Consider the following 26,735-nt stretch of genomic DNA (forward strand, 5'->3'; position numbering starts at 1 on the left):
TTGCGCCGGATGTCGTTTCCGAGCACGGACTCCCAGCGTCTGCGGCTGCCGGAAAGAATATTGCGGAAAACTGTCATACATAACGAATGACACGTCTGATTTCTCGCACGGATCACGGGTATAACTCGCCAGGGCCGGCTTCATCACGATTTCGATAGAGAATCGCTATCACTGCCCGGGGTGTCGCGGCGCCTGGTAAGCAGCAATCCGAGGGCTTCGCTCTGGCGCGCCCGGGATCGAATACTGCGGCTATAGACAGACCGTATTGATATCGTGCGAACTTCCGACATCTGGAGGGACATGTTCAGCAAACTCGCGCGTGTGGCCACGGCCGCCTTCGCGCTCACCCTCGGTGCGGCTCTACTCGGCACCGGCGCGGGCACCTCGCAGGCACAACCCGGCCCACCGGTGATCGGCGGCGGATCCGGAATCGTCATCGACAACACCTTCGAATGCACCCTCACCACGGTCGGCCACGACGGCGCGGGCAGGCTCGTCGGCCTCACCGCCGGGCACTGCGGTGACGCGGGCGCACCCGTGGCCGCAGAGGTCGATCGCGGATACGGCGAGATCGGCAGGTTCGTCTACAGCAATACCGAACTCGACTACGCCGTCATCGAATTCACTCCCGGCCGGATCACCCCGGTGAACCGGATCGGCAATGTCACCATCACCGGCGTCGGTGGGCCGGCCCAGTTCCCGACCATCGTGTGCAAGGAGGGCCGGACCACCGGCAACACCTGCGGCATCACCTGGGGCGACGTGTTCGCGACCAATGTGGAGACGTGGTCGCAGATGTGCGTCGTGGAAGGCGATTCCGGTGCGCCGGTGGTGGTCGGCTCGACGCTGGTGGGGATGGTGAACGCCTATCTCGCGGTGGCCTGCTTCGGCCCCGAGGTCGGCACGAACATGTCCGCGATCATGAACGACATGAACGCGCGCGGCGGCCACGGATCCGGGTTCCACCCGATCTGATCGGCGAGTGAACAGACAACGGGCCGCGCGGTCACACCGTGCGGCCCGTCTCGTCGTCGGTGTCTACAGCGTCTGCGCGCAGACGACGAAGCGGCGGGTGTCGTAGACATAGCCCACGTCGGCGTCGTCGGGGCAGTCGTTGGCGCTGGTCGCGTCGCTCTTGATGGTGACGACCCGCACCGGCTCGTTGCCCGAGGCGTTGCAGTCGATCCGGCGTGCGACGAGTTGTTCGGCGGCCACATCCATGCAGCCACCGACCACCCAGTCGATGTCGAGACACAGGGCGCCGGTCTCGACGCCGTCGAGAGTTTCGAAGTAGTTCTGGTCGCTGTCGGCGATACAACCGTCGCGGTTGGGCGCCTTGCCGATCACCTTGTAGTTGGCCGAGCGGCTGCCGCACGAGGCCTTCTCGATGGTGGCGTCCTCGGCGGTACCGCCGAGATTCACACAGTCGCCGACGCTGGCCTGGAAGTCGGTGGTTCCACCCTTTTTGGTGGTGGGTGCCGGTTTGCTCGTCGTCGACTTGCCGGGTTTCTTGGTGGTCGGTGCGGCGCTGCTGGTGGCGGGGACCACGTCGATCGCCGGCTGCGCGTAGCCGTCGATGGTGCCGCCGCACGCGCTCGAACCGAGCGCGAACGCCGTGATGGCGAGCGCGCCGGCCAACCGGCGGATGGACAGATCTGCAAACACCTACTGTGAATACACCACCGAAGCCACCGGCGTCGACCCGATCCGGTCGGCGGATCGCTACGCAGCATCAGGAGGTTGGGCCGATGGTGTCAGCAACAGCGGGCGAGCCGGACGCGGGAACGCCGACCGCGCCACGGCAGATGCGCATCGATCCGAGGTTCATCCGGCTGGCCGACCACTTCTTCGGGATGTTCCAGCAGCCGAGCCGCGGGGGCGGTGCGCTGGCGATCTACCTCGACGGACGCCCGGTCGTCGATGTCTGGGCGGGGTGGGCGGCCAAGGATCAGCGGTGGAACGGCGGGCACGTGGCGCTCACGTTCTCCACCGGTAAGGGTGTGGCCGCCACCGTGCTGCACCGGGTGGCCGAGCGGGGGTTGATCGACTACGAGGCGCCGGTCGCGGAGTACTGGCCCGAGTTCGCCGCGCACGGCAAGCACGACATCACCGTGCGCGATGTGCTGTCGCACCGGGCCGGGTTGCATCGGGTGCGCGGGCTGGTTCCGGGCCGCGAGGGGATTCTCGACTACGGCGCGGTGGTGACGGCCCTGGCCGAGAGTCCGGCCGACCCGCGCCGCATCCGCACCTCCGGGTACCACGCCATCACCTTCGGCTGGCTGGTCTCGGAGATCCTGCAGCGCGCGACCGGCGAATCCTTCACCGAGCTGTTGCGCCGGGAAGTGGCCCAGCCCTTGGGCACCGACGAGTTCTGGTTCCAGGTGCCCGTCGCACAGCGCCGCCGGATCGCGAAGATTTTCCCGCATCTCGCACCGCCGGGTATCCGCTGGAACACCGCGTCGTCGGTGTTGTCCTGGGTGCGGCCCGTGCGCGGGCTCGCGGAGGCCGGGATGCCGGAGAGTTTCGACGAACTCGTGCGCGATCCCCGCGTGCACGACGCGGTGATGCCCGGCTGGAACGGGGTGTTCTCGGCGCGGGCGCTGGCGCGGATGTACGGCGCGCTGGCCAACGGTGGCGTTGTTTATACGGGTGACGCGGAAAATACTGTGGCCGAAGGTGATTCGCCGGTGCAGTTCCTGCGCCCGGAGACGATCGAGCAGATCAACCGCACCCAGCAGACCGAGAGCCGTGACTACGTGCTCGGATTGCCGTTGCGGTTCACCCTCGGCTACCACCGGCCCGTGTTGATGACCAAGCAGCAACCACGACATGCCTTCGGCCACTACGGAGTCGGCGGCTCCGGCGCCTACGCCGATCCTGATCTGGGCATGTCGATCGCGTTCGTCACCAATCGGCTCGGCAACGCGGTGACCGCGCTCGGGGACGCGCGACTGGCCAAGCTCGCGGCCATCGCCCAGGGCACCGTGCGGCGCACCCGCGCCGAGCCGTAGTCGAACCGGGCGCGGGCGCACGCCGTAGTACCTGGCATGAGAGGTCAGCGGCCGGAAGCGGCAGCGAAGCGTAACCACGGAGGCCGCCCGAGCATGCCGATCGGACACAGCATGAACGGCCAGCGCCCACCACGCCCCGCCCTGCTGCACGGCTTGGCCGCGGGCCTCGATTTCGAGGGCTACCTGCGTCGACGTGCGGCGAGCGGTGACCCGTTCGCGGTCGGTTTTCCGGGATTTCCGCCGGTGTTGTTCACCGGGACCGCCGAGGGCGCGCGCGAACTGTTCCGGGCGCCGGTCGAGCTCGTCGGCCCGCCGCGGCCGAACCCGATCGAGCCGATGGTCGGCACGGCGTCGCTGATCCTCAGTTCAGGGCCGCGTCATCGCACGGATCGGGCCATGCTCGCGCCCGCGTTCCACCGCGCGAAGGTGCGGGCGCTGGGCGAGGTGATCCGGGAATCGACGCTGCGCGAACTCGAATCCGACAGTGGTACAGGGGTTTCCTGGCCGGTCGGCAGTCGGGTCGACGTGCTGACGAAGGCACGATCCATCACCCTGCGCACGATCCTCGCGGCAGCGTTCGGCGCTGGCGCCGACAGTGAATACGCCGACGCGGTCGACGACTTCCTCTCGACCTTCACCACGCCACTACTCGTAGCTCCCGTTTTGCGCCGTGCTACAGGCGGTTTCGGGCCGTGGGACCGCTTCGTCGCGGCCAGGGGCCGGCTCGATCGGCAGTTGCTCGCAGGCATCGCGCGTCGTCGCGCCGAGGGCCCGGCCGCGGGCGATCTGCTCGATCTGCTGCTCGCCACTCGTTACGAGGACGGCTCCGCGCTGACCGATTCCGAACTGTGCGAACAGTTGCGCACCCTGCTCGTCGCCGGGCACGAGACCACCGCGACCTCACTCACCTGGGCGTTGTATCACCTGCATCGCGAACCCGGCCTGCTCGCCAGGCTCACCGACGAGCTGGCGCAGACGGGCGACGACCCGGCCGAACAGGCCACCGCGCCGCTGCTCGACGCCGTCTGCCAGGAGACGCTTCGCCTGCACCCGGCGGTGCCCATCGTGCTGCGGCAGTTGCGCGAACCGTGGCGCTGGCGTGGGGTCGACGTGGCCGCCGGACAGACGATCGGGTTGGCGGTCGGTGTACTGCACAGCCAGGCGTCGATCTGGCCGGCACCACGAATGTTCCACCCCGACCGTTTCCTCGGCCGCAAGTTCACCCCGTTCGAGTACGCGCCGTTCGGCGGCGGTCATCGCCGGTGTATCGGCGCCACGCTGGCCGAATACGAACTGCGCGTCGTGCTCGCCACCCTGCTCACCGGTGCCCGGCTGCGCCTGGACCCCGCGCTGGCCCTCGGCCGCCGGCCGCGCACGGTGCCGCACAATCTCGCGACCGCGCCGAACCGGGCGATCCACTTCACACGCACGGCGTGATCTCCCTCACTCCAGGTTTGAGAGTCACATGCGTGTGCTTCCGGACCGTGGTGCCGACGCCTTTCCGACTCGCCGCCCTGAGCGTGGCGTTTGACGAAAGCCGCTGAGTCACAGGTTGTTATGTGACACAGCGCACAGCGTTGCCGTTCCGTGATCGCGATGCAACGGAGCTGGCACGTTGTCACCCCGGACGGGTAGGAATGAGCGGTCAGGGTCGGGGCGTCGTTACCCCGTGGAGACCCCATGCGGACTCCGCGTCATTCGAAGATATAGACGAGGAAACCTAATGCACTACGAGGCAAACCGGCAGCAATCCCATCGGCTTCGCCGTGGTCTGCTGCTGACGGCGGCGATCGCGGCCACCGGCGCGCTCATCGCTGTTCCCGCGCAGGCTCAGCCCGCGCTTCCCGGCGCGGGTTCCAGCAACCCCGTGGTCGAGCAGCCCGCGCCGCAGGCGACGTTCGCGCCACCGAACATCAACATCGCCGACGGCGAGACGGTCGGCGTCGCACAGCCGATCATCATCACCTTCAAGGACCCGATCGAGGATCGTGCGGCCGCCGAGCGGGCCATCAAGGTCACCTCGAGCGCCAACGTGCCCGGCAACTTCTACTGGACCGGCGACAAGCAGGTGCGCTGGAAGCCCACCGAGTTCTGGCCCGCCAACACCGACGTGACCGTCGTCGCCGGCGGCACGACCAGCTCGTTCCACATCGGTGACGCCTTCGTCGCCACCGTGGACGACGCCACCAAGGTCATCACCGTCACCCGCAACGGTGAAGTGGTGCGCGAGATGCCGACCTCGCTCGGCAAGCCCGGCTACGAGACCCCCAACGGCACCTACATCGTCGGCGAGCGGCTCGAGAAGATGACGATGGACTCGTCGACCTACGGTGTGCCGGTCACCGACCCCGAGGGCTACAAGCTCGAGGTCGAGTACGCCACCCGCCTGTCCAACAGCGGCATCTTCATCCACGCCGCGCCGTGGTCGGTGGGTCAGCAGGGCTACTCCAATGCCAGCCACGGCTGCTTGAACGTGAGCACCGAGGATGCCAAGTGGTTTCTGGAGAACTCGCGTCGCGGTGATGCGGTGATCGTCACCGGCACCCAGGGCCCCACCCTGAGCGCGGGCGACGGCCTGGGCGACTGGAACTAACAGCCCGGCGCCACTGATTCCCCAGCGGCACTGAACAAAAGCCGAACAATACGATCAAACCAGGTCGTGTTGTTCGGCTTTTTGCTGTACTCGTCTTTGTGCGCCCGATGTTCAGGAAATCGGCGGGCAGGGTTAACCAGCGGTTCGCCATGCGCCGTAAAGCTGCCGCGGTGCGTAGCAGTCCGGAGCGGGTTCTTCCCGTGCAGCGAGGTCGCGGCCTGAGAAATCGGCCGTGGCAGGACTACGCGTTGTTTCTGTTACTCGTAGTCCCGAACTTGGTTCTGCTCGGGATGTTCGTCTACCGGCCGCTGGCAGACAACATCCGGCTCTCGTTCACCGACTGGAACATCGCCGACCCCGTCGCCACGCCCATCGGTTTCGCCAACTACGTGGAATGGTGGCAGCGCGACGACTCCTGGAAGGTCGTCGGCAACACCGTGATCTTCACCGTCGCGGCGGTGGTCGTCAGCATGGCACTCGGCCTGGCGCTCGCCATGCTGCTCGACCGGAAGTTGTTCGGGCGCAATGTGGTTCGCTCTGCCATCTTCGCGCCGTTCGTGATCTCCGGTGCGGCGATCGGGGTGGCGTTCCAATTCATCTTCGACCCCAGTTTCGGGCTCGTGCAAGATGTGTTGCACCGCCTCGGCGTGACGAATGTGCCGGATTTCTACCAGGATCCGCAGTGGGCGTTGTTCATGGTGACGATCACTTACATCTGGAAGAATCTCGGATACACCTTCGTCATCTATCTGGCGGCATTGCAGGGCGTGCGGAGCGAACTGTTGGAAGCCGCCGAAATGGATGGCGCGAGCCGGTGGACGAGATTCACCAAAGTACTTCTGCCGCAACTCCGTCCGACCACATTCTTCCTTTCGATCACGGTATTGCTGAACTCGCTTCAGGTATTCGACATCATCAATGTGATGACACGTGGCGGGCCGCTCGGCAACGGCACGACAACCATGGTCTTCCAGGTGTACGAGGAGTCGTTCCGCAATTTCCGGGCGGGCTACGGCGCGACTGTCGCGACGATCATGTTCGCCGTGCTGCTCGTGGTGACCCTGATCCAGGTGCGCGTGATGGATCGAGGTGAACGATGAAACACGTTGGTCCCGAAACGGTTTCGTATCGCAGGCGGGAACGCGCGATCACCCTGCTCGGGTACGCGGCGATGCTGTGCGTGCTCGTCATGGTTGGGGTTCCGCTGTTCTGGATCCTCATCACCTCGTTCAAGGACCGCGCCGACATCTACACCCAGCCCGCGGTGTACTGGCCGCACAGCTGGCACCCGGAGAACTACGGGCACGCCACGACGACCGTCCCGTTCTGGACGTTCCTGCGCAACTCGTTGATCGTCACCGGGGTGGTGTCGGCGGTGAAGTTCACGCTCGGGGTGTTCAGCGCATACGGCCTGGTGTTCCTGCGCTTCCCCGGCAAGAACATCGTGTTCCTGGCGATCATCGCCGCGTTGATGGTGCCCAACCAGATCACTGTCATCTCCAACTACGCGCTCATCGCGCAGCTCGGTTGGCGCAACACCTTCCAGGGCATCATCATCCCGCTCTGCGGCGTGGCGTTCGGAACCTTCCTCATGCGCAACCACTTCCTGTCGCTACCCGGTGAGGTGATCGAGGCCGCCCGCATGGACGGCGCCAACTGGTGGCGGCTGCTCACCCGTGTCGTGCTGCCGATGTCGGGGCCGACGATGGTGGCGTTCGCGGTGGTCACGCTGGTGAACGAGTGGAACGAATACCTCTGGCCGTTCCTGATGGCCGACTCCGCCGACGTCGCCACCCTGCCGGTGGGGCTCACGCTGCTGCAGAACACCGAGAACCCGAGCGTCACCAACTGGGGTCCGGTGATGGCGGGCACGGTGCTCACCATGCTGCCGATTCTCGTGGTGTTCCTCGCGCTGCAACGTCACATGATCAAAGGCCTCACCTCCGGTGCGGTCAAGGGTTGATTCTCGAACAGGAGATCCACGTGTCCATTTCACGATTTCCGGCGCTGAGCCGTCGCGGCTTCCTCGGCCTGTCCGGCGGTGTCGCCGCCGGTCTCGCGCTCACCGCTTGCGCGGGCACCGGCGGCGGGTCCGGTGGTGGCGGCGACGCGAACACGATCACCTTCTGGTCCAACCACCCCGGCACCTCCAAGGAACTCGAGCTCGAGCTCATCAACCGGTTCCAGGCACAGCACCCCGAGCTGAAGGTGAACCTCGTCGACGCGGGCAAGAACTACGAGGAGGTGGCGCAGAAGTTCAACGCCGCGCTCACCGGTGGTGACCTGCCCGATGTTGTTGTGCTGTCCGATGTCTGGTGGTTCAACTACGCGCTGACCGGTGCCATCGAACCGCTCGACGGGCTGTTCGGAGACGCGGGGGTGAAGCTCGACGACTATGTCGACTCGCTGGCCGCGGACTACCTGTTCGACGGTAAGCACTACGCGCTGCCGTACGCGCGCTCGACGCCGCTGTTCTATTACAACAAGGATGTGTGGGCCAAGGCGGGGCTGCCGGATCGTGGGCCGAACTCGTGGCAGGAGTTCGACGAGTGGGGGCCCAAGATCCAGTCGGTGGTCGGCGGCGACAAGTTCGCGCATGCCTGGGGCGATGCCAAGAACTACCTCGGCTGGACCTTCCAGGGCCCGAACTGGACCTTCGGCGGCGCCTACTCCGACAAGTGGGCGCTGAAGTTCACCGACCCCGGTTCGATCGCGGCCGCCACCTACCTGCGCGAATCGATCAATGTGAAGAAGTACGCGGCGATCCGTCCGCAGATCGCCGTCGATTTCGGGACCGGGGTCGCCGCCTCGACCATCGCCTCCACCGGTGACCTGAAGGGCATCCAGAAGAACGCGACCGGCAAGTTCGAGCTCGGCACGGCGTTCCTGCCGCATCCCAGTGGGCCCGGCGTCACCACCGGTGGTGCCGGTCTCGCGGTGCCCTCGCGCATCTCCGCCGAGCGGAAGGTGAACGCGTTGAAGTTCATCGAGTTCGCGACCAATGCCGCCAATACGGCGTACTTCTCGCAGAACACGGGTTACATGCCGGTGCGCAAGTCGGCGGTGAGCGATCCCACCGAGGTGGACTTCCTCGCGAAGAACCCGCACTCCAAGACCGCCATCGACCAACTGGCGGTGACCAAGTCGCAGGACTACGCGCGGGTGTTCGTGCCCGGCGCCGACCAGATCATCGGCACCGGATACGAGCAGATCGGTCTGCAGAACGCCGATCCGGCAACGGTTCTCGCGAAGGTCGCCGGTGACATCCAGGCGATCATCGACCGGCAGATCACCCCCAAGCTGCCCAAGTAGTCCCAGCGTTTCGAGGAGAAGTCCATGGCGACAGTGCAGTTCGACGGTGTCACCCACCGTTACCCCGGCAGCGAGACCGCCGCGGTCGACGCACTCGATCTCGATATCGCCGACGGCGAATTCCTCGTGCTCGTCGGACCGTCCGGGTGCGGCAAGTCGACCAGCCTGCGCATGCTCGCCGGGCTGGAATCGGTGGAGGACGGCACGATTCGCATCGGCGATCGTGATGTGACCGGACTGCCGCCCCGGGCGCGCGATGTGGCGATGGTGTTCCAGAGTTACGCGCTGTACCCGAACATGACGGTGGCGCAGAACATGGGCTTCGCGCTGCGCAACGCGGGAATGTCGAAGTCCGACACTCTCGTTCGCGTACGCGAAGCCGCAGCCATGCTGGAACTCGAGCCGCTGCTCGACCGCAAACCGGCGAAACTGTCGGGCGGGCAACGGCAACGGGTGGCGATGGGGCGGGCGATCGTGCGCCGCCCACAGGTGTTCTGCATGGACGAACCTCTGTCCAACCTGGACGCGAAACTGCGGGTGAGCACCCGCTCGCAGATCGCCGCCCTGCAGCAGCGCCTCGGCACCACAACGGTGTACGTCACCCACGACCAGGTGGAGGCCATGACCATGGGCCACCGCGTCGCTGTGCTGCGCGAAGGCACCCTGCAGCAGATCGCCGCACCGCGCGAACTCTACGACGACCCGGTGAACACCTTCGTCGCCGGTTTCATCGGCTCACCCGGCATGAACCTGCTCGAAGCCCCCGTCACCGACGGTCACGCCGTCCTCGACGGCCTGCGAATCCCGCTGCCGCGCAGTGTCACCGGCGCTCGGGTGGTCCTCGGCATCCGCCCCGAATCCTGGGAAGTCACCACCGACCCCGACGGCATCACCGTCGTCGCCGAACTCCTCGAGGAACTCGGCGCCGAATCCTTCGTCTACACCCACGGCGCAGGCACCGACTGGTCCACCCGCGCGGGCAAAATCGTCGTACGCGTAGACCGCCGCTTCCACACCACCCTCGGCGAAACCCTCCACCTCCGCCCCAAACCCGAAGAAATCTTCTACTTCGACGCCGAAACCGAACTCCGCCTCCGCTGACCTATTTCAGCCCGGCGGCCGTCCGCTTTCCGATCGTCGCCGAGAGCGCGTCGAGTTCGGCCAGAATGTCGGTTGCCGCCCATACTCGACCCCGCTTCGCTGCCGAAAGCACCTCGAGCACGCCCGCCTCGACCAGGCGATCCAGCGCTCGATAGGTGGCGGAGTCTGTCGTTCCGGCGATTCGCAGCGCCGTGTCGATATTGAGGATCGGGTGGTCGAGCAGACCGGCGATCAGCGCTTCGTCCGAAGATCCGGCCCTCGGCCGGGCCGAGGCACGCCACTGCGCGGGCAAGTCCGCCAACGTCCGGGCCGATTCGACCGCCGCCTCGCTCGCGTGGACGGCCGCCAGCGCCACGTACTCGACGAATTCGTCGACGCGACCCGCCCGGTAGGCAGTGAGCTGATCGAAGTAGCGTGCGGTGTTCGCCGACATGACCGACGCCAACGGAACGGTTACCCGGCTGGTCAGCCCACGCCTGCGGAATATCGCGCTGATCAATGCGCGCCCGATCCGTCCGTTGCCGTCGACGAACGGATGGATGGACTCGAACTGAGCGTGCGCGATCGCCGCCTGCGCGATGATCGGCAGGTCGGTCCGGGCGGCGAATGTCAGCAGGTCGTCCATCAGGTCGTCGACGAGCTCGGGCGGCGGCGGGACGAACAACGCGTGCAGTGGGGTGTAGTCGCTCTCGCCGATCCAGTTTTGTGCATCGCGGAAACGGCCGGCCTCACGAGCCGCGTAATAGTCCGGAGCCATGAGCAGCCGGTGTGCGGCAAGCAGATCCGAGGTCGTGACCGGGCCGGTGCTTGCCGCCTCCACCATTGCGGCGAGTGCCTGGACGGCGGCGAGCTGTGATTTCGCTTCGTCGCTCGCCTTCGCTCCGCCGATGGCCTTTCCGAAGGCCCGCCAGCCGGCGTCGATGTGTTCGATTTTTGACGACGCCACCGACTCGCTGCGCAGCAGGAAGTCGGCGAGCGGTGCCATGTACTGACCGAAGCCTGCTTCGAGCCGTGCCACCGCGATCGCGGCTGCTTCGCACGCGGTCACCACTTGCGATGGCGGTACATAGTCCAGATCGGCGATGCGCGGGGGAACGGAGACGGTTGCTTACTATACTTTAATCCCCTTAAACGCGACTTTCTCCGTTCTTACTTGCGTTCGATGCACCGAAACCGGAGCAGGCGTGAAGTTCAGCGCAGGAGGGTGGTGGCGTGTTCGCGGGCTCGGGTTACGGCTTCGGTGATGCCCTTCCGGAAGGGGAGGCCGTGGCCGGGGAGGACGAGGGGGGCGTCGAGGGGTTCGAGGGCACCGAGGGCGTTCAGGGTTTGTTCGGTGTTGTGGTGGAAGAACTTCGGGAGTAGTTGGGGGCCCTGGTGGGTGGAGGTGGGGTGGGCGGTGATGAGGGCGTCGCCGGTGGCTATGGCGCCCTGGGTGGGGAGGTGGAAGGCGGTGTGGCCGGAGGTGTGGCCGGGGGAGGAGATGGGGACGGGGTTGCCCGGGAGGTCGAGGGGGCCTTCGGTGGGGAAGGGCTGGATGTGGGGGACCGGGTTCTTGCGGAGGCCACCCGCGGCGGTGATGCGCAGTGCCCAGGCCGCGGTGCTCGGGGCGGTGAGGCGTTTGATCACGTCGAGGGGAGTGGCTGACTCGTGGACCTCGCCGCGGGCGTGGGGCACCTCGGTGGGGCTGGTGTAGGCGGGGGTGCCGTAACGGCGGTGCAGGTGGTTCAGGGCGCCGACGTGGTCGAGGTGGGCGTGGGTGAGCAGGACGGCGACGACGTCTTCGGGGCGGTGGCCGAGGGCACGGATCGCCGATTCGATGATCTTCGCGTCGCCGTACCAGCCGGCGTCGATGAGGGTGAGGTCGCGGCCCTCGCGCAGCAGGACCATGTTCACATCCGTGCCACGGATGGTGAAGACGTCGTCGGCGACTTGGTGACAGCGCATGGAAAACCTCTCCCTGACAGTGGGTTTCGACCCTACCGGCTCAGCGGTAGGGTCGCGCCCGATCACCAGATGGTGACCCGCTCCTCCGGTGCCAGGTACAGCTTGTCGTCGGGCGTCACCTCGAACGCCTCGTAGAAGCTGTCGATATTGCGCACCACCGCGTTGCAGCGGAACTCCGGCGGCGAATGCGGGTCGACGGCGAGGCGGCGGATCGCCTCCTCCTGCCGCGCCTTGGTCCGCCACACCTGCGCCCAGCCGTAGAACACCCGCTGCAGACCGGTGAGGCCGTCGATGACCGGCGGCTCTTCACCGTCGAGCGAGATCTTGTACGCGGCAAGGGCAATCGACAAACCACCGAGATCGCCGATGTTCTCGCCGATGGTGAACTCGCCGTTCACGGTGTGCTCGTCGGACAGATCAGCGGGCGAGAGCACGTTGTACTGGTCGATCAGCGCCTTGGTCCGCTTGCCGAATTCGGCGCGGTCGTCGTCGGTCCACCAGTCCTGCATATTGCCGTCGCCGTCGTACTTCGCGCCCTGGTCGTCGAAGCCGTGCCCGATCTCGTGGCCGATCACCGCGCCGATCCCGCCGTAGTTGGCGGCGTCGTCGGCGTTCATGTCGAAGAACGGCGGCTGCAGGATGGCGGCCGGGAAGACGATCTCGTTCATGCCGGGGTTGTAGTAGGCGTTCACCGTCTGCGGGGTCATGAACCATTCGCCGCGATCCACGGGACCACCGAGTTTGCCCAGGTCACGGTCGTGTTCGGCGGCGTAGCCACGCCGGTAGTTGCCGACGAGGTCCGCCGCGTCGATCTCGACGGCCGAGTAGTCGCGCCAGGTGTCGGGGTAGCCGATCTTGGGGGTGAACTTCTCCAGCTTGGTCAGTGCCGCGGCGCGGGTGTCGGGGCCCATCCACTCGAGTTCGGCGATATTGCGGCGGTAGGCCTCCTGCAGATTGGCGACCAGTTCCACCATGCGCGCCTTGGCCTCGGGCGGAAAGTGCCTGGCCACATACAGTTTGCCGACGGCCTCGCCGAGCAGTTCCTGGACCAGGCCGACGCCTCGCTTCCAGCGTTCCCGAATCTCCTGCGCGCCGGTGAGAGTGCGGCCGTAGAAGTCGAAGTTCGCGGCGACGATCTCGTCGGTGAGGTAGGGGGCGCGCGCGTGCAGCACCTGCCACGCGGCCCATGCCTGCCAATCCGCCTGCGGCACATCCGACCACGCGCGCGCGAAGGCGCCGACGTAACCGGGCTGGCGGATCACGAGTTCGGCGAACAGCTCGGTGCCCGCACGGTCGACACCCTCGGCGACGGCGTCGGCCCAAGCGGCCCAATCGAATTCGGGGTGGGCGGTGGCGAGCTCGTCGAAAGTGGTGAGGTTGTAGCTCTTCTCGGCATCGCGCCGGCGCACCACGTCCCAGTGGCCTGCGGCGAGGGTGCGTTCCAGCTCGAACACCCGATTCGCCGCGTCGGCCGGATCGGTCGGCACGAGGCCGGCCAGGGCCGGGTCGGACGCGGCGAGGGTGAACATCTTGGTGAGGTGGGCGCGGTAGGCGTCGCGGATCTCGGCGAACTCGTCGGACCGGTAGTACGACTCGTCGGGCAGGCCGATGCCCGACTGGGTGGCGTGCAGCAGGTAGCGGGTGGAGTCCTTGTCGTCGGTGTCGACGTAGTAGGCGAGCGCGCCGCGCACGCCGGTGCGCTGCAAGCGGCCGAGCAGCGCGGCGAACGCGCTCGCGTCGGCGACCGTGGCGATGGCGCGCAGTTCGTCGGCCACCGGGGTGAGCCCGGCGGCGGCGACCAGCTCGGTGTTCATGAAGCTCGAGTACAGGTCACCGATCTTGCGGGCATCCGCGCTGTCGGCCGAACCCTCTGCGCACTCGGTGATGATGGTCTGCACATCGATCTCGGCCTGGTCGTACAACGTCCGGAACGCACCGTCCACCGCCCGGTCGGCCGGAATCTCGTAGTCGGCCAACCACCGCCCGTTGACATGCGCGAACAGATCGTCCTGCACCCGCACATCCTGATCACGGAAGGACAGGTCGATACCGGAGGGGCTGCTCAGATCCGAAGTCACGCGCTCCAGTATGCCGAAACATCATCGCGAACCGGGGGCGTGCTGGAAGGCGCCGCGACACGTCGGCGATCGGGCATCGGCGTCCATCCTGACGCGCACTGCCCGGTCGCCGACGGGTGCGGAGCGGATTCGGGTTACACGCAGGCGAATTCGTCGTCGCGGACGCCGGCTACGAAGGCGTCCCATTCGGCGGGGGTGTAGTGCAGGGCGGTCGATCCGTGGCGCAGGGTTGTCGTGCCGTCGGCTGCGTGCTGGGTGGTGAGGGAGGGGTGCGGGCGCTGGGCGAGCAGGCAGTCGAGGAAGGCGGTCCACACGGCGGCGGGGACGGTGATGATCGGCTCGTCGAGGCCACGGTTCATCGGGTTGCGCCGGAATTTGCTGTCTCGTATCTGGACGGCGTCACCTTCGAAGCGAACCTCGACACATTGGTTACCGTTGTTGGAGCGCGACGAGGTGAACCAGCCGTGATCGGCCGGGCGGCGGCGAGCTGTGATCGACATGACACAAATCTTACACTCTCGCATAGTCGCTGATCAGGGCAAGGGATTCGGATCTCGGCATGGCCTGATCCCTGGCCCGCAGGAAGGCGTAGCCGAGATCGCGGACCTGTTCGGCGTCGTCTACATGCCCACCGAAAACAGCGCTCTCCGCCCACGCGAAAGTCGGTAGCTGATCGCTTGCGAAGTCGAGCAGATGGAAACTGGAACCGCCGAGCACAGCGCCCTCGGGAGCGCTGAACGGGATCACCCGGACGTCGACGGTGTCGAGCTCGCGCATCAGCTCCACCAGGTGACGCAACTGCCCGCGCAACACTTCGGGTCCCCCGGTCTGCTGACGCAGCGTCGCCTCACCGAGCACGGCCGTGAGTTCCAGCGGTTCCGGTTCCCGCAGCCGCCGCTGGCGCCGCAACCGTATCGCGACTAATTGGTCTACCTGCACCGGGCGGATCATCACGTCGGCACTGATGAGCGCCCGCGCGTATGCCTCCGTTTGGAGGAGGCCGGGCACGATCAGGCTGTCGTAGCTGCGGATGCTCTGCGCCCCCGCCTCCATTCCGTACAAACGCTGCAGTTCGGGGCCGATCAGCGCGGCCGAAGTGGACCACCAGCCGCGCTGTTTGCTGACCTCGAGCAGCGCGAGCAATTCCCGCCGTTCGTCGACGGGCACATCGAGAACATCGAGCACCGGTTCGATAGTCGTGCGTGTGAGGACCCGTCGGCCTTTTTCCACATGGGACCAGTTGGCGGGGGTGAAACCGACCCGCTTGGCAAAACCCGCGGAGTCGAAACCACGCTGTTCGCGCAGTTCACGCAGGCGCAGGACCAGTTCCCAGCGCGCGGCGGTAGGCGAAACGGGTGCCATGGGCGCTGATCGTACTCCGGGTGAACACACCTGCTACTGACTATTGTCAGCGTCGTTGTGTCGCATTAGGCTGTAGATAGCGGCAAATATCTAGCGAATGCAAGCTCCACACCGTCGACGGAGACGAGGTAGTGATGAGCCAGCGCACTGACAGCAAGGGCGGCTATGCCGCCGCCGAGGAATACTCGGAAACCCAGGACGCGCTCGCGCGCTGTCGTCACTATCGCAAGCACAACGGTCTCTATGCCGTGGTCGAAGCCACCTTCGGGCGCATCGTGCTCGAAATCGGGGCCGTCGGAGCCGTGGTGATGCCCTCCACGCTGGGCGAACGAGTGCGCGGACAGCTCCTCAGCCGTGGTCAACGCTGCGGACCGATCATCGGGCATCCCCGGTCCGGCCGCTGGACCTTCCTCACCGGGCCCACCGACAATTCCTACCTCGACACCGAACTGTTCGCCGAGATGTTCCGAGTGTGCGCATCGGTCGCCCTGCCCGGCAGCGACGTGGTGCTGCCCTCGCCGGCCGACGAACGCAGCGGCTACCGCATCTGGCTGCAACCACCCGACGGCGACTACCGCCCCGACTTCGCGCAGATCGTCGCCGCCACCCGCGCCAACGCCAGAACCACCGCCCTGGTGCGCGAACCCGGCTCGGCCTAGCCGCCCAGCCGGGCGTGCATCTCCCAGACCAGCACCTCGGCGTCGCCGTGCGGGCGAATCAGCTGACCACCCGAGCGGGTGAGCCGCACGGCGTCGCCCTGGGCCAAGGTGCCGACACCTTCCATGTCCACCTCGCCGCGGGCGACGAAAACATGCAGGTAGGGGGCATCGGGCAGGGTCACGGGTGCGCTCTCGGCGGTCAACCGGGCCACGTGCATCGCCGCGTGCGAGGAATTGATCGAGATGGCGGTGCGGTCGCGGTAACGCGGTAGGCCCGAGGCCACCGTCACCAGATCGCCGCGGGCGAGTTCGTCATCGATCTCGAGCTGCTGATAGCCCGGATCGACACCGGGTTCGTCGGGCACCACCCACATCTGCACGAAATGCACCGGCTCGTCGTGCTCGGGCAGCTTGCCGTCGAGGCGCCATGAGTCGTTCTTCTCCGAGTGCAGGATGCCGGTGCCGGCGCTCATCCGCTGGGCCAGACCGGGATAGATCACGCCGTTGTGGCCGAGCGAATCCTGGTGCACCAGACTGCCGCCGAGCACCCAGGTGACGATCTCCATGTCGCGGTGCGGGTGGGTGTCGAAACCCTCGCCGGGCAGCACCACGTCCTCGTTGTTCACCAGCAGCAGGCCGTGATGGGTGTTGTCGGGGTCGTAGTGCTCGCCGAACGAGAACGAATGCTTGGAGTCGAGCCAGGAGATCCTGGTCTTCATCCGGTCACCGCCCCGATGCACCTCGATGCGCGGTGTCGTCGATGTGGACATGACCCTCCTCCTGCGCTGCACCCGTACCGCCACCTCAATTCTGGCACCACTATCCTCACGACGTGTCGACCCATCGCGCTGACGGCTCGAATCCGGCGGATGAGCGGCCGATCTCGCTGCGACATCTGCTGCGCGAAAGCCGCGGTGTGGTGCGGCGCAATCCACGGATGCCACGGTTGGCGCTGCTGCGCCTGGCCGCCCAATTCGGTGACGGCATGTTCCAGGCGGCGCTGTCGGGCGCCATCCTGTTCAACCCCGAACGCGAAACCGACCCCCTGGCCATCGCCGCCGGTTTCGCGGTGCTGCTGCTGCCGTATTCGGTGCTCGGCCCCTACGCGGGCGCCCTGCTCGACCGCTGGGATCGGCGCAGTGTGCTGCTGGTGGCGAGCATCGCGCGGGCGACGCTGATCGCGGCCGCCGCGCTCGCGCTGTTCGCCGGGGCGGGGGAGAGCGTGCTCCTCGTGCTCGCGCTGGCGACCGTCGGAATCAGCCGATTCGTGCTCGCCGGAGTGTCGGCCGCGCTGCCGAGGGTGCTCGAACAGCGCTGGCTGGTTCCGATGAACTCCGTGCTGGCCACGGTGGCCTCGGCGTGCGCGGGGATCGGCGCGGCGGCGTCGGTGGCGGTGATCGCGGTGCTCGGAGCGGGGGACTCGGCCTCGGCCGTGGCGGTCGCGCTCAGTGGGGTCGGGTCGGTGGTCGGCGCGCTGCTCGCCGTCGGTTTCACACCCCACATCCTCGGGCCCGAAAAGGGCTCGGCGGGAGCGGAAAGCACTGTCCGTGCGATCGCCACCGGATTGGCCACGGGTGCGCGCGCGGTCTGGCGATCGACGCAGGTGACGACCGCGATGATCGGCATCGGAGCGCATCGCATCGTGTTCGGGATGAACACGCTCATCATGGTGCTGGTACTGCGTCAGCCCGAGGGGCAGAGCGAAATGAGCGGCGGGCTGGTCGGATTCGGGGTCGCGATCGGTGCGGCCGCGGCGGGCATGCTGCTCGCCGCGATCCTCGCGCCCGTGCTGATTCCCCGGCTCGGCAGGCCGCGGACCGTGCTCGTCGGGCTCGCGACAGCCGTCATCGTGCAGCTCACCCTGGTGACACCGATCGCGCTCGCATCATCGGAATCGGCCACCGACCACGCCCACCGGCTGCTGCTGATCGGCGCGTTCGGGCTCGGGCTCGCCGGGCAGACGATCAAGCTCACCGGCGACGCCAGCATGCAGATCGAGATCGACGACGACCGGCGCGGACAGGTCTTCGCCCTCCAGGACACGGTGTTCAACATGACCTTCGTGCTGGCCATCGCCGCGACCGCACTGGTGATCCCGGCCGATGGTCGTTCGCTGCCGGTGGTGCTGGTCGGGGCCGGGGTGTACACGCTCGGCATCGTCGCGATCGCGCTGAATTCGCGGCGGGCGCGCTAGTCGTCGGGCACCTGTCCGGTCTCCGCGGAGCACGCACTCGACCACATCATTCCGCGGGGACCGCGCAGGTCGGCGGTGTCGAGCCGGGTGCGACGGGCAGAAGTTCGTCGCCGCGCAGCACCGAGCGTGCCGCGTTTCCGGCGGAGGTGAGCGGCACAGGTTGTGGTCGGTCAGTCGTCGGGTGCGAAGCGCAGGCGTTCACCCGGACGGAGTTGGGCGACGCGGTCGACGTCGGCGTCGAGCACGACCGCGACGACCGGGTAGCCGCCGGTGATCGGATGGTCGGCGAGGAAGACGACCGGTTGACCGCTCGGTGGGACCTGCACCGAACCGAGGGCGACACCTTCGGCGGGCAGTTCGCGGGTGATCGAGCGGGTGAGCGGCGGCCCGGCGACCCGATCCAGGCGGGCACCCACGCGGTCGGTCTCACTGCTCACCTGCCACGAGCCCCGGAACAGGGCGGCGGGGTCGGTGAACCAGTCTTCGCGCGGGCCGGGACGAGCGCGGACGACGAGCACCTCCGGCGGCACGGGGACCGGCGCGAACTCGACGGTCGGGAAGGTGCGCGGCGGGGGACCGACGGGTAGCTGCATGCCCGGTCGCAGCGGGTCGGGGCCGATACCGGAGAGGGTGTCGCGGCTGCGGGAACCGAGGACCTTCGGCACGTCTATGCCGCCACGGACACCGATGTAGGTGCGTAAACCGGTGCCTGCCATGCCGAGGCGAAGGGTCTGGCCCGCCTCGAGTTCGAGAACGCTCGCATGGCCGACGGGCGTGCTGTCCACCGTGGCCGCCGCTGGTGCGCCGGTGACCGCGACGGTGACGTGCGCATCGGTGCGCACTACGAGTCCGCCGAGCAGTACCTCGATGCCCGCGTGGTCCTCCGGATTGCCGACCAGCCGGTTCGCCAGCCGCAGCGAGGCGCGGTCGGCGGCGCCCGCCGGACCCACGCCGGAATCGAACCAGCCGGGTCTGCCCAGGTCCTGGATCGTCGCGAGCGGCCCCACCCGCTCGATGAAGATCACCATGCGATCTCTCCCCGATTAACTGTCGAGGCGGCGCACCATTGAGCAGCCCTTGCCTATTGCGCGATGTCGACGAACCGCACCGCCGTTCCCGCTCGGATCAGCGCGGGCGGATCGCGATCGACCGCCCACATGCGTAGATCGGTACTTCCGATCAGTTGCCATCCGCCCGGTGTGCCACGCGGATATACCGCCGAGTACCCACCGGCCAGTGCCACCGCACCCGGTGGGATGGCGGTGCGGGCCTGGGCCCGGCGCGGCACGGTGAGCCTTCCGTCGGGCGAGACGAGATATCCGAAACCGGGTGCGAAACCCACGAAGGCGCACTGCCAGACGGTACCGGTATGGGCCGCGATCACCTCCGCGACAGACAGGTCGAGCAGCCGGGCGACCTCGGGCAGGTCGACCCCGTCGTAGCGCACCGGCACCTCGACCAGCTCGTCGGGGCGGTCCGGGTCGGACAGTGTTCCACGGGAAACATCGAGCGAATCCGGCTGTGCGGATTCGGAATCCAGGCGGTCGAGCAGCGCGAGCAATTCGCGGCGCACCTGCGTGCCGTAGTTCACCGAATGCAGGGTGACCAGCACGGTCTCCGCCGCGGGCAGCACGTCCTGGACACCGGCGATGGCATGCACCCGCAGCGCCGACGCCAGGCGCTGCACCGGCCGCGGATCGTCGAGGGTGATGAGCATGGCACGGTCGCCCGCGGGCCTGATCCGCGTGCTCCAGTCGGTCACCATCGCGCCTCCCACCCTCAACCGAATGGTTCGACAGGTACGCCTGCCTCGTCCAACGCCCCCCTGATGCGGCGCGCCATCTCCACGGCCGCCGGTGAGTCACCATGGACGCACACACTGGCCACGGACACAGCGACCGCACCCGGACCGTCAACGGTACGCGCGGTCCCCGACAACGCAAGGGATACCGCCTGGGCGACGGCGTCGTCGGGCGTCAGCACCGCACCGGCAACCCCGCGCGGCGCCAACGTGCCGGTGGCGGTGTAGGCGCGGTCGGCGAAACCCTCGCCGACGAAACGCACTTTCGCCCGGTTCGCGGCGTGTTCGAGTTCGGTTCCGGCCGGGCCGAGCAGGGCGAGACCGGTTTCGGCCTCGGCGACGGCGGTCGCGACCGCGTCGGCGAGCAGACGATCGCGAGCGGCCGCGTGATAGAGGGCGCCGTGCGGCTTCACGTACCGCACCCGGTCGCCCGCCGCGCGCGCGAATGCCGCGAGAGCGCCGATCTGGTACAGCACCTCGTCGCGCAGTTCGGCGGGCGCGATGGCGATATCGCGGCGGCCGAAGCCGACCAGATCGCGGTAGCCGACGTGCGCGCCGATCCGCACGCCCTTGGCCACAGCCAGTTCGCAGGTGCGGCGCATGATCGTCGGGTCGCCCGCATGGAAACCGCACGCGATGTTGGCGCTGGTGACGATGTCGAGCATGGCGGCGTCCTCACCCATCCGCCACGGGCCGAAGCCTTCGCCCAGATCACTGTTCAGGTCCAGCGGCATGCTGCCCTCCGGTTTGCGCGCGTGCATGAACGCCCTCATTGTGCGCCGTAGCCCGGGCCCACGCTTCAGCAGGCGTACACCCGCACCTCCGTGGCCTTGACCGCGAAATACGCCCGCGCGCCGACGGAGAGGCCGAGCTGGGCCACGGCGGCCGGGGTGAGATCGGCGCACAGCCCGGGCGCGTTCGGTGCGTCGCCACGCACCCGCACGATGCCGCCCCGATCGGTGATCTCGGTGATGTCGACGGTGAAGACATTGCGTGGGCTGCCACCGGGAGGGCGGGTGAAAACCGACACGGCGGCGGGGGAGAAGACAGCCGCCGCGCGGGTGCCTGCGGTGAAATCGCCGACGACGCAACCATCGACTGCCGATTCGTCATCGGGTGTCGACCCCGAGTAGTCGTCGATACTCAGGGCGACCGCTGCCGAGTGCCGGGCGCCGCCGGCCGAACTCGACCCCGACCCACCACCGGCAACGCTGGTTGTCGGCCGTTCTGTGGAGCCGAGCGAGGCCCTGGCAGCGGCGCTGTCCGCCGGCCGATCGGCGGGGTGTGCTGCTGGCCGGTGCTGGGCTTCGCTGTCACCTGGCGAGATCGGTTCGCTGTGTCGGCCGGGTCCGACCAGCACTGCCGCGAAGGCCGGGTCGGACCCGCGCGGCGCGGTGGCGGTGCCGTGGAGGAGGTTGAGGCCTGCGACGCGGGCGGCGAAGGGGCTGCGTGGGTGCGACATCACGTCGGTGACCCGGCCGGATTCGACGATGCGGCCGGATTCGACGATGACGAGGCGGTCGGCGAGGGTGATGGCGTCGATGATGTCGTGGGTGACCAGGACCGCGCAGCGCGGATGGGCGGGATCGCGCAGGACTCGGCGCAGCAGCGAGCGCATGGCGGGGGCGACATCGACATCGAGGGCCGACATGGGTTCGTCGAGCAGGAGCAGGTGCGGGTCGACGGCGAGGGCACGGGCCAGGGCGACGCGTTGGGCCTGGCCGCCGGAGAGCGCTGCGGGGTGGCGGTCGGCCAGGTGCATGGCGTCGACGGCTCGGAGCCATTCGGCGGCAACAGCTTTCGCTTGCCGATTCCCACGGCTGCGTGGGCCGAAAGCGACGTTCTCGGCAACCGTGAGGTGCGGAAACAGCAACGGTTCCTGGGCGAGCAGCGAGATGCCGCGTCGATGTGGTGCCAACGCGATAGCTTTCGCCGTATCGGTGAGAGTGTCGGCGCCCAAGCGCACGTGGCCTTCGTCGGGGACGAGCAAGCCGGCGATCACCTGGAGCAGGCTGGACTTTCCCGCGCCGTTGGGGCCGAGGACGGCGAGGACTTCGCCCGGCGCGAGCTCGAGCGCCAGGTCCAGCTCGCGATCCGCGATGCGTGCGGCCACCGAAAGGCCCGCCGGATGCGACGACCTCCCTGACGATTCGTCGGGTGCGCTCGCGGAGAACCCCGCCGGACCGGACGACGGCTCGCTCCGTACGGATTCGTGGTGTGCGCTCGCCGGATCGAAGCCCGACGGCACGCTTCGCGGCTCGTCGTGTGGGCTCATTCCGCTCTCCCTCCGCTGCGGGCGCTGCCTAGCTGGGTGCCTGGGATCGGGCTGGTACGGCGGTAGGCGAGGAGGACGATCAGAATCGCGACGATGATGAGCACCACCGAAAGCGCAACGGCCGCATCGGGATCGGCTTCGCGTTGCAGGTAGATCTCCAAGGGGAGCGTGCGGGTTCGGCCCTGCAGGCTCCCCGCGAAGGTGAGGGTGGCGCCGAATTCACCGAGCGCGCGGGCGAAGGCGAGCACCGCACCGGAGATGAGCGCGGGACGCATCAGCGGCAGGGTGATCCGCCACCACACCGTGCTCGGCCCGGCACCGAGGGTGGCCGCGATCTGCTCGTAGCGGTGACCCGCCGTCCGCAACGCGCCCTCGAGTGTGAGGACCAGAAACGGCAGTGCCACAAAGGTTTGCGCGAGCACCACCGCCGTCGTGCTGAACGCGATCTGCACACCGAGGGCTTCGAGGTGGCTTCCCAACAGCCCACGCCGCCCGAAGGTGTACAGCAGGGCGATACCACCGACCACCGGCGGTAATACCAAGGGCAGCAACACAAGTGCGCGCAGCACCGGTAGCCCGCGCCATCGCGCCCTGGCCAGGACCACGGCCATCGGTACACCGAGCAGCACGCACAGCAGCGTGCTCGCGGCCGCCGTCCGCAGGCTCAACCACAGTGCGTCGCGCGAGGCCTCGGTGGTCACCAGCGCACCGAACCGACCCCATTCCACGCCCCAGGCCAAGGCGCCGAGCGGCACGACGACCAGGGCGAATCCGAGCAGCGCGGGCAGCAACAACCAGCGGGGAAACCCTGCGGCGCCGGTTCTCACGGCACACCGAACCCGGCTTCGGTCAGCACCCGCCGACCCGTCGGGCCGGTCACCAGGTCGATGAACTTCCCGGCATTGCCCGCATCGTCGACCGCCCCGATGGGATAGGTGTTCACCGCCGCCGAAGCCTCGGGGATCGCGACCGTACGCACCTTCGCGCCGGCACTCGCCGCATCCGTGACGTACACCAGGCCCGCGTCCGCCTGTCCGGAAGTCACCTTGGTCAGCACATCGGCCACCGACGATTCCTCACTCACCGGCCGCAATGTCACCTGCGCTGCCCCCGCGACGTTCTGTGTCGCTCGGCCACACGGCACCTGCGGCGCACACACGACGACGGACACGCCATCCTTGGTCAGATCGCGGAAACTGTTGACCTCCTTCGGGTTACCGGGTGCGGTGACGATGGTGAGGACGTTCGTGGCGAAGGCGCGCGAAGAGGTGATGCGTCCCTCGGCGATCACTTTGTCCATCGTCGGCTGGTCTGCCGAGGCGAAGACGTCGGCGGGCGCACCGGCCTGCAACTGGGCGGCCAGATCCGACGATCCGGCGAACGAGAACCGCAGGTCCACACCGGGATTCGTGGCTTCGAAGTCGTCCTCCAGATCGGTGAAGACCTTCTTCAACGAGGCGGCCGCGAACACGGTGAGCGTCGAATCACCTGTCGCCGAATCCGTTTCGGAACCACAGGCGGTGAGCACGGTCAGCGCGGCCACCAAGGCGAGCGCGCGCTTCATCCGGCGGCCCGTTCCACGACCACCGTCGTGGCCTTCACACTCGCCAACGCCACACTGCCGGGCTCGAGCCCGAGCTCGCGCACCGCTTCGCTGCTCATCAACGAGACCACTGTGAACGGACCGCATTGCATCTCCACCTGTGCCATCACCGTGTCGGTCAGCACGCGAGTGACCAAGCCGGGGAACCGATTCCGGGCCGAACTGGCACTGCCCACCTCGGTGTGCGGCGGGCGCGCCTGCTCGACAGCGAGAGCCGCCAGCTCACGACCCTCGATGACCAACCGGCCGGCGCTGTCCTTGCTCGCCGACAGCGCGCCGGAGTCGATCCACCGGCGCACGGTGTCGTCGCTGACCCCGAGCAGATCGGCGGCTTCCTTGATTCGCAGTAGTGCCACCCGACCAGGATAGTTCCGCAGATGCGGCGATACATAGATAAATCTCCCGCACATGCGGAAGCATCCGGCTGTGATGTCGGCTCAACACGCCGTGGAGCATGGCCGCCGACGCCGCGGGCAAGTACTCTCGGACCATCATGGCCACGTATTTCGATCCGAAGTCCTGGTCACTGGCGGGCGCTGTCGACCTGGGCAAACGTCTGCTCGACCCCTCGTGGATCGACCAGTGGCTCGGCTTCACCACGTCCTGGGCCGACCCGGTGGCCGACCTGGGCTCGGGCACGGTCACCGCGCTGATGCCCGACGTCCTGATGACCGTGCTCAGCGAGGGCATCTTCAGCCGCTTCGGCGGGCGGGAAGTGTCGGCCACCCTGCTCGGCCACGACCTCACCGCCACCCTCGACACCTTCAAGGTGCGCAGGCGCGGTGCCCACTTCCAGAGCAAAACGGTGCTGTCGGACCTGGTCTGGGACTCCCACCCCTTCGACATCGTCACCGTGATCGCGCACGGCGTTCGCCTCATTCCCGGTGTGCCGACCAAGATTCGCGTGCAGCAACTCGACATCGAGGGCAGCATCGGCATCGGGGCCCTCATCGACTGGGTGGACGAACAGAACCTGGACTGGAAGCTCCGGCTCGACGAGCAGGGCCGGATCGTCGCCACCCACCGCACCCGCAAGATGAGCGCGGTCGTCGACGCGCAGGTCTACGACAACCTGCTCACCATCGACATCCGCCGCGCCAGCTGGTACCGCATCCGGCTACCGCGCCGGGTGGTGCAGGCGCCCGCGCTGCTGCTCGACGACCTGCCCAACCGGGCGAGCATCTCCTACGCGCACCGCCGCGGCGACGTGGTGAAATTCCGCATCGAACTGCCCGAGACCACCGGTTCGTTCGACCTCACCCAGATCCGCGACGCCATCATCGCCGGGACCACGCTGATCGTGTTCTAGGACTGCTGCGTCGCCCACCACTCACGCAGGGCGGCCTCGGCTTCGTCGCGGGTCATCGGGCCACGGTCCAGGCGCAGGTCCTTGAGGTATTTCCACGCCTTGCCCACCTGCGGGCCCGGCTCGAGGCCGAGTAGCTCCATGATCGCGTTGCCGTCCAGGTCCGGACGCACCCGCGCCAGATCCTCCTGCTCACGCAGGGCCGCGATGCGCTGCTCGAGCTCGTCGTAGGTGGCGCGCAACGCCGCCGCCCGCCGCTTGTTGCGGGTGGTGCAGTCGGCTTTGACCAGTTTGTGCAGGCGATCGAGCAGGTCGTCGGCGTCGGTGACGTAGCGGCGCACCGCCGAATCGGTCCACTGGCCCTTGCCGTAGCCGTGGAAGCGCAAATGCAGGAACACCAGGCGCGCAACGTCTTCGGTGAACGCCTTCGGGTACTTCAGTGCCCGCATGCGTTTACGTACCATCTTCGCGCCGACCACCTCGTGATGGTGGAAGCTCACGCCGCCGCCCGGCTCGTTGCGTTTGGTGTCGGGCTTGCCGATGTCGTGCAGCAGCGCCGCCCAGCGCAACACCAGGTCGGGGTCGCCCTCCTCCTGGTCGATCGCCTGCGACAGCACCGTCAGCGAATGCTGGTAGACGTCCTTGTGCTGGTGGTGCTCGTCGATCTCGAGCTTCATCGCGGGCACCTCCGGCAGCACCCGCTGGGCGAGACCGGTATCGCACATGAGGTTGATGCCGTCGATCGGATGCTCCGCACCGATCAGCTTGTCGAGTTCGGTGCGCACCCGTTCGGCCGTGATGCGGTCGATCTGCTCGGCCATCTCCACGATCGCCGTGCGCACCCGAGGTGCCACCTCGAAACCGAGCTGCGCGACGAAGCGGGCCGCGCGCAGCATGCGCAACGGGTCGTCGTCGAACGAATCCTGCGGTGCCGCAGGCGTATCGAGCACGCCTTTCAGCAGGGCGTCGAGCCCGTCGAGCGGGTCGACGAACTCGAGCGAACCGTCCTCGGCGATCTTCACCGCCATCGCGTTCACCGTGAAATCGCGCCGGACCAGGTCGCCCTCGAGCGTGTCACCGAAGGTCACCTCCGGATTGCGCGACACCCGGTCGTAGGTATCGGCCCGGAACGTGGTGATCTCGAGCTGCTGATCCCCCTTGGCCGCACTCACCGTCCCGAACGCGAGCCCACCGGTGTCCCACAGCTGATCGGCCCACCCCCGCATCAGCTCCTGCACGACCTCCGGCCGCGCGTCGGTGGTGAAATCCAGATCATTGCCCAACCGCCCGAGCACCGCGTCGCGCACGCTGCCCCCCACCAGATACAGCGAATGCCCCCGCGCGGCGAACATGCCCCCCAACGGCACCAGCACCTCGGACAGCTGCCCCAACGTCACCGCCGCACCAGCAAGCAGCCGAGCACGACGATCCGCGACAACATCAGAGGAAACCACGAGTACAGAGCTTACCGAGCCCGTCGAACCACATTCCGAGCT

25 protein-coding genes and 1 pseudogene are annotated in these 26,735 nt (G+C 67.6%); 11 read left to right on the plus strand and 15 right to left on the minus strand.

The window, feature by feature from the left end; all coding sequences use genetic code 11:
• Positions 1–300: 300 nt before the first annotated feature.
• Positions 301–975, plus strand: a complete 675-nt coding sequence (locus tag LDL21_RS22390) for a S1 family peptidase (protein ID WP_181698550.1) — start codon at positions 301–303, stop codon at positions 973–975.
• Positions 976–1,038: 63 nt separating this feature from the next.
• On the opposite strand, the gene lppU is transcribed toward LDL21_RS22390, so the two are convergent.
• Positions 1,039–1,665 (minus strand): LppU family putative lipoprotein, encoded by a 627-nt coding sequence (lppU, locus tag LDL21_RS22395; RefSeq protein WP_181698549.1) that lies wholly within the window; start codon positions 1,663–1,665, stop codon positions 1,039–1,041.
• An 83-nt stretch (positions 1,666–1,748) separates the two neighbouring features.
• Between lppU and LDL21_RS22400 the strand changes: the two genes are divergently transcribed.
• The 7 genes from LDL21_RS22400 to LDL21_RS22430 all read left to right on the plus strand — a co-directional run bounded on the left by LDL21_RS22400 (position 1,749) and on the right by LDL21_RS22430 (position 10,017).
• On the plus strand, positions 1,749–3,011 hold the full coding sequence (locus tag LDL21_RS22400) for a serine hydrolase domain-containing protein (RefSeq protein WP_225281622.1): 1,263 nt from the start codon (positions 1,749–1,751) through the stop codon (positions 3,009–3,011).
• Positions 3,012–3,104: 93 nt separating this feature from the next.
• A complete protein-coding gene (locus LDL21_RS22405; protein WP_225281623.1) occupies positions 3,105–4,448 on the plus strand; it encodes a cytochrome P450 in 1,344 nt (447 codons plus the stop codon).
• A 286-nt stretch (positions 4,449–4,734) separates the two neighbouring features.
• Positions 4,735–5,604, plus strand: a complete 870-nt coding sequence (locus tag LDL21_RS22410) for a L,D-transpeptidase (RefSeq protein ID WP_225281624.1) — start codon at positions 4,735–4,737, stop codon at positions 5,602–5,604.
• Between the two features lie 149 nt (positions 5,605–5,753).
• Complete coding sequence (locus tag LDL21_RS22415; RefSeq protein WP_255675318.1) at positions 5,754–6,704, plus strand: carbohydrate ABC transporter permease; 951 nt, start codon at positions 5,754–5,756, stop codon at positions 6,702–6,704.
• A complete protein-coding gene (locus tag LDL21_RS22420) occupies positions 6,701–7,567 on the plus strand; it encodes a carbohydrate ABC transporter permease (protein WP_067643970.1) in 867 nt (288 codons plus the stop codon). Before LDL21_RS22415 ends, LDL21_RS22420 begins: the two co-directional genes overlap by 4 nt.
• Before the next feature lie 20 nt (positions 7,568–7,587).
• Positions 7,588–8,916, plus strand: coding sequence for an ABC transporter substrate-binding protein (locus LDL21_RS22425; RefSeq protein WP_225281626.1), 1,329 nt, complete (start codon positions 7,588–7,590; stop codon positions 8,914–8,916).
• 24 nt (positions 8,917–8,940) lie between these two features.
• Positions 8,941–10,017, plus strand: a complete 1,077-nt coding sequence (locus LDL21_RS22430; protein ID WP_181698545.1) for an ABC transporter ATP-binding protein — start codon at positions 8,941–8,943, stop codon at positions 10,015–10,017.
• 1 nt (position 10,018) lies between these two features.
• Here LDL21_RS22430 and LDL21_RS22435 read toward each other — a convergent pair.
• The 5 genes and pseudogenes from LDL21_RS22435 to LDL21_RS22455 form a co-directional block, all read right to left on the minus strand.
• Positions 10,019–11,119, minus strand: a pseudogene (locus tag LDL21_RS22435) (Fic family protein); the annotation flags it as partial.
• 89 nt (positions 11,120–11,208) lie between these two features.
• Positions 11,209–11,961 (minus strand): MBL fold metallo-hydrolase, encoded by a 753-nt coding sequence (locus LDL21_RS22440; RefSeq protein WP_225281628.1) that lies wholly within the window; start codon positions 11,959–11,961, stop codon positions 11,209–11,211.
• A gap of 62 nt (positions 11,962–12,023) precedes the next feature.
• Entirely contained in the window at positions 12,024–14,039 is a 2,016-nt protein-coding gene (locus LDL21_RS22445) for a M13 family metallopeptidase (RefSeq protein WP_225281629.1), read from the minus strand.
• Positions 14,040–14,173: 134 nt separating this feature from the next.
• The gene (locus LDL21_RS22450; RefSeq protein WP_225281630.1) at positions 14,174–14,539 is read right to left on the minus strand and encodes a DUF397 domain-containing protein; all 366 of its coding nucleotides are present in this window, start codon (positions 14,537–14,539) and stop codon (positions 14,174–14,176) included.
• Positions 14,540–14,549: 10 nt separating this feature from the next.
• Entirely contained in the window at positions 14,550–15,401 is an 852-nt protein-coding gene (locus LDL21_RS22455) for a helix-turn-helix domain-containing protein (RefSeq protein WP_225281631.1), read from the minus strand.
• Positions 15,402–15,535: 134 nt separating this feature from the next.
• Here LDL21_RS22455 and LDL21_RS22460 point away from each other — a divergent pair, with 134 nt between their 5' ends.
• Positions 15,536–16,060, plus strand: a complete 525-nt coding sequence (locus tag LDL21_RS22460; RefSeq protein ID WP_220139377.1) for a hypothetical protein — start codon at positions 15,536–15,538, stop codon at positions 16,058–16,060.
• Here LDL21_RS22460 and LDL21_RS22465 read toward each other — a convergent pair.
• On the minus strand, positions 16,057–16,830 hold the full coding sequence (locus LDL21_RS22465) for a pirin family protein (RefSeq protein WP_225281632.1): 774 nt from the start codon (positions 16,828–16,830) through the stop codon (positions 16,057–16,059). The two genes, LDL21_RS22460 and LDL21_RS22465, sit on opposite strands and share 4 nt — an antisense overlap.
• Positions 16,831–16,997: 167 nt before the next feature.
• On the opposite strand from LDL21_RS22465, the gene LDL21_RS22470 reads away from it, so the two are divergent.
• The gene (locus LDL21_RS22470; RefSeq protein ID WP_225281724.1) at positions 16,998–18,254 is read left to right on the plus strand and encodes an MFS transporter; all 1,257 of its coding nucleotides are present in this window, start codon (positions 16,998–17,000) and stop codon (positions 18,252–18,254) included.
• 170 nt (positions 18,255–18,424) lie between these two features.
• Here LDL21_RS22470 and LDL21_RS22475 read toward each other — a convergent pair whose 3' ends face one another.
• From LDL21_RS22475 to LDL21_RS22505, 7 genes are all read right to left on the minus strand, one after another.
• Complete coding sequence (locus LDL21_RS22475; protein ID WP_225281633.1) at positions 18,425–19,282, minus strand: 5-oxoprolinase subunit C family protein; 858 nt, start codon at positions 19,280–19,282, stop codon at positions 18,425–18,427.
• Positions 19,283–19,335: 53 nt separating this feature from the next.
• Positions 19,336–20,019 carry a 5-oxoprolinase subunit B family protein gene (locus tag LDL21_RS22480; RefSeq protein ID WP_225281634.1) on the minus strand — a complete coding sequence of 228 codons (684 nt, stop codon included), beginning with the start codon at positions 20,017–20,019 and terminating at the stop codon, positions 19,336–19,338.
• Between the two features lie 14 nt (positions 20,020–20,033).
• Positions 20,034–20,789 (minus strand): LamB/YcsF family protein, encoded by a 756-nt coding sequence (locus LDL21_RS22485; RefSeq protein ID WP_067644304.1) that lies wholly within the window; start codon positions 20,787–20,789, stop codon positions 20,034–20,036.
• Between the two features lie 65 nt (positions 20,790–20,854).
• The gene (locus LDL21_RS22490) at positions 20,855–22,168 is read right to left on the minus strand and encodes a sulfate/molybdate ABC transporter ATP-binding protein (protein ID WP_372462219.1); all 1,314 of its coding nucleotides are present in this window, start codon (positions 22,166–22,168) and stop codon (positions 20,855–20,857) included.
• Positions 22,169–22,326: 158 nt separating this feature from the next.
• A complete protein-coding gene (locus LDL21_RS22495) occupies positions 22,327–23,157 on the minus strand; it encodes an ABC transporter permease (RefSeq protein WP_181698217.1) in 831 nt (276 codons plus the stop codon).
• Positions 23,154–23,894, minus strand: a complete 741-nt coding sequence (modA, locus tag LDL21_RS22500) for a molybdate ABC transporter substrate-binding protein (RefSeq protein WP_225281636.1) — start codon at positions 23,892–23,894, stop codon at positions 23,154–23,156. The genes LDL21_RS22495 and modA overlap by 4 nt, the downstream gene beginning before the upstream one ends.
• The gene (locus LDL21_RS22505; protein WP_225281637.1) at positions 23,891–24,289 is read right to left on the minus strand and encodes a TOBE domain-containing protein; all 399 of its coding nucleotides are present in this window, start codon (positions 24,287–24,289) and stop codon (positions 23,891–23,893) included. The genes modA and LDL21_RS22505 overlap by 4 nt, the downstream gene beginning before the upstream one ends.
• 98 nt (positions 24,290–24,387) lie before the next feature.
• Between LDL21_RS22505 and LDL21_RS22510 the strand changes: the two genes are divergently transcribed.
• On the plus strand, positions 24,388–25,242 hold the full coding sequence (locus tag LDL21_RS22510; RefSeq protein WP_225281638.1) for a hypothetical protein: 855 nt from the start codon (positions 24,388–24,390) through the stop codon (positions 25,240–25,242).
• Here the strand turns inward: LDL21_RS22510 and LDL21_RS22515 are convergent.
• Positions 25,239–26,693, minus strand: coding sequence for a CCA tRNA nucleotidyltransferase (locus LDL21_RS22515; RefSeq protein ID WP_181698214.1), 1,455 nt, complete (start codon positions 26,691–26,693; stop codon positions 25,239–25,241). The two genes, LDL21_RS22510 and LDL21_RS22515, sit on opposite strands and share 4 nt — an antisense overlap.
• Between the last annotated feature and the right edge of the window lie 42 nt (positions 26,694–26,735).

Source organism: Nocardia rosealba, from assembly GCF_020216065.1.
Lineage (GTDB): Bacteria > Actinomycetota > Actinomycetes > Mycobacteriales > Mycobacteriaceae > Nocardia > Nocardia rosealba.